The sequence below is a fragment of the Acerihabitans sp. genome (assembly GCF_036398755.1).
In the GTDB taxonomy this organism is placed as follows: domain Bacteria; phylum Pseudomonadota; class Gammaproteobacteria; order Enterobacterales; family Enterobacteriaceae; genus Acerihabitans.
In genome coordinates, this window is sequence record NZ_DASWOM010000126.1 from 1 (window position 1) to 3,686 (window position 3,686).

A 3,686-nucleotide genomic window follows, 5' to 3' on the forward strand; every position below is an offset into this window, starting at 1 on the left:
TACCGGCCGCGGCGCCGGCAACATCTGCATCCGGGGGCCAGGCCACGGCCCCGGCAACTCCGCCATCCGGCGCTTCGGCCCCGGCTGCCTCGCCGTTTAACGAACGTGATTCACAGCAGAGGTGATTTCGTGACCATGGAATTAAGCGCTTTTTACCAAACATTTTTTGATGAGGCCGCCGAACTGCTGGCGGATATGGAACAGCACCTGCTGATCCTGGACCCGCTAAGTCCGGATAGCGAACAGCTGAATGCAATTTTCCGCGCCGCCCATTCCATCAAGGGCGGGGCCGGAACCTTCGGCTTTACGGTGTTGCAGGAAACCACGCATCTGCTGGAGAACCTGCTGGACGAGGCGCGGCGGGGGGAGATGTCCCTCAGCACGGCGATTGTTAACCTGTTTTTGGAAACCAAAGATATCATGCAGGATCAATTAGACGCCTACAAAACGGCTCAGGAACCGGACGCGGCAAGCTTTGCTTATATTTGCGAAGCGTTGCGCCAGTTGGCGCTGGAGGCCAAAGGCACCGTTGCGCCGCAGGCCGGCGATAATGTCGCTCAGGCGGCGGGCGACAGCCATGTGAACCAGGGCGCGGCGGCACCGGCCGTGACTGATGGCGTGTTAAGCATCCGGCTAAGCGGGCTTAAGCCCAGTGAAATTCCGCTGATGCTGGAGGAACTGGGCAATCTCGGCACCGTGCTTGCCCATGAGGAAACGTCCGACGGACTGACGGCGAGCCTGCAGACCACGGTGAGCGAGGATGATATCTGCGCGGTATTGTGCTTTGTACTGGATGCCGATCAAATTCATTTTGACGCCGCGCAACAGGCGCAAGCCCCGGCGCGCCCCGTAGCCCCTCCGTCGTCGGTCCCGGTTATCGCCGGTAAGATAGCGCCCGCCGCCGGGAGCGAATCCCTGGCCGGCGAGGCCCCGGTTGACAACGTCACGCCGATTAACGCCGCGGCGGCGGCGCCTGCCAGGCAGGCCGATGCCGCGCTGCGCGTAAAACCCGCCGATACCAGCATCCGGGTGGCGGTGGAAAAAGTGGACCAGTTGATCAATCTGGTCGGCGAACTGGTGATTACGCAGTCCATGATTGCCCAGCGCTCCGGGTCGCTGGACCCGGTGGAGCATAGCGATTTGCTGATAAGCATGGGGCAGTTGGAACGTAACGCCCGCGATCTGCAGGAATCGGTGATGTCGATCCGCATGATGCCGATGGAATATGTTTTTAATCGCTTCCCGCGGTTGGTGCGCGATCTGGCCGCCAAGCTGGATAAGCAGGTGGAGCTGACGCTTGAAGGCAGTTCAACCGAGCTGGATAAGAGCCTGATCGAACGCATTATCGATCCGTTGACCCATTTGGTGCGCAACAGTCTTGACCATGGGATTGAGACGCCGGAGATCCGTACGGCGCTCGGCAAACCGGCGGTCGGCATCCTGCAACTGCGCGCCGAGCATCAGGGCGGCAACATTTGTATCGAGGTGAGCGACGACGGCGCCGGCCTGAACCGCCAGCGGATCCTGGCCAAGGCGTTATCCCAGGGGATGGCGGTGAGCGACAGCATGACCGACGAAGAGGTGGGCATGCTGATTTTCGCGCCGGGGTTCTCCACCGCCGAACAGGTGACCGATGTCTCCGGACGCGGAGTGGGCATGGATGTGGTGAAACGCAACATCCAGGCCATGGGCGGCCATGTGGATATTTTATCCGAGGCCGGTAAAGGCACCACCATTCGTATCCTGCTGCCCCTGACGCTGGCTATCCTGGACGGTATGTCGGTGCGGGTAAACCAGGACGTGTTTATCCTGCCGCTCAATACCGTGATGGAATCGCTGCAGCCGAAGGCGGACGACCTGCACCCGCTTGCCGGCGGCGAGCAGGTATTGCAGGTGCGCGGCGAATACCTGCCGATGGTGGAATTGCACCATTTGTTTGATGTCAGCGGCGCCAAGACCGATCCGACCCAGGGCATCGTGGTGATATTGCAGAGCGCGGGCCGGCGTTATGCCCTGCTGGTGGATCAGCTTATCGGCCAGCATCAGGTGGTGGTGAAAAACCTGGAGAGCAACTATCGCAAAGTGCCGGGCATTTCCGCCGCCACCATTCTTGGCGATGGCAGCGTGGCGCTGATCATCGATGTATCCGCATTACAGGCCCTTAACCGTAATAAACGGTTGGCCGGTGCTGCTTAATTTATCTTATTTAGCCGAATGATTAAAAGGTGAAAACCATGGCAGGACTTGCAAGTGTCACCGCGCTGAACGGCGAGACCGTGGGTCAGGAGTTTCTGATCTTCACGTTGGGCGATGAAGAATATGGCATTGATATATTGAAGGTTCAGGAAATCCGCGGTTACGATCAGGTGACGCGTATCGCCAATACACCCGCCTTTATCAAAGGCGTGACCAATCTGCGCGGAGTGATCGTGCCGATTCTGGATTTGCGCATTAAGTTTGCCCAGTCGGATGTTATGTACAATGACAACACGGTGGTGATTGTGCTGAACCTGAACCAGCGGGTGGTGGGCATTGTGGTCGACGGCGTTTCCGATGTGTTGTCATTGACCGCGGAGCAAATCCGGCCGGCGCCGGAATTCGCCGTTACCCTGGCGACCGAGTACCTCACCGGGCTGGGTTCGCTAGGTGAACGGATGCTGATCCTGGTGGATATCGAGCGGTTGCTCAATAGCGAGGAAATGGCGCTGGTGGATAGCGCCGCCATGGCGTAAAGGAATCCCAGCGGCAACCCTTGCCTTTTAAAGGTGAGGGATTCGCTTGCGGGTGGCGTTATGGTTTATGTTGCCCCGGCGAGGGATTCGCTTGCGGGCGGCGTTATGGCTTATGTTGCCCCGGCGAGGGTTTCGCTTGCCGTGCGTTCGGTTGTTATGGTTATTGCCGGGTGCCGGCAAGCGACAAGAAGGGGCTCACGCGAGCCCCTTCTTGACTTCCCCGCGCCCGGCAGGTCGCGCGTCGCTGCGCGATGCCTTCCGCCGCCCATGCCCCCGTGATGCACCGGCCCGGTTAGCGCTCCAGGCGCTACCGGACCTTTCGCCGCTCCCGGCGGCTCATGCCGGGGTCACAGGCAACGTCAGCGCGCTCTATGCCGGGTCCTATATCGCTGTTCACCTTGTATTTTATGCAGCGTTAGCAACGCTGCTGGCACAGCGAAATGCAGGTCATACCTTCATACAGACATGCAGAGTTAGATCCATGCATTTTGCAATTAGCAACATGAAGCAAGGCATAAGCAGACCGCCTTAGGCAAAAAACATCCAGCTTATTGCCCTTATTGCCGCCGGCTCAAAATGGATGATGATATTCTTTCCGGAAAGTGCATAGCGCTGACAAGCCGAAAAACCTATTTTATTCGCAGACCATGGTGTTGACCTTGTGCCGGCATAGAGTGCGCCGTCAGTGCGCATCGCGGCTGGATGAGCCGCCGGGAGCGGCGAAAGCCCGGAAGCGCTGGGAGCGCTAACCGGGCGGTCCAACAGCCGTGATGAAGCGCTGGCGGGCACCGCGCAGCGGCGCACGACCTGCCGGACGCGTGGAGGTCAAGGAGGGTGGCGCGGTCCACCCTCCTTGTCGCTTGCCGGCACCCGGCAATCCATATAACCACCGAACGCACGGCAAGCGAATCCCCCGCCGGGGCAACATAAACCATAACGCCACCCGCAACCGAA

Annotated in this window: 2 protein-coding genes; both read left to right on the plus strand. The window is 59.5% G+C overall.

Translation table 11 applies throughout. The features are described from left to right. The first annotated feature begins 135 nt into the window (after positions 1 to 135). Positions 136 to 2,196, plus strand: coding sequence for a chemotaxis protein CheA (cheA, locus tag VGC33_RS20665; RefSeq protein WP_331122655.1), 2,061 nt, complete (start codon positions 136 to 138; stop codon positions 2,194 to 2,196). A gap of 38 nt (positions 2,197 to 2,234) precedes the next feature. Next, complete coding sequence (gene cheW, locus VGC33_RS20670) at positions 2,235 to 2,732, plus strand: chemotaxis protein CheW (RefSeq protein ID WP_331122654.1); 498 nt, start codon at positions 2,235 to 2,237, stop codon at positions 2,730 to 2,732. Positions 2,733 to 3,686 lie beyond the last annotated feature (954 nt).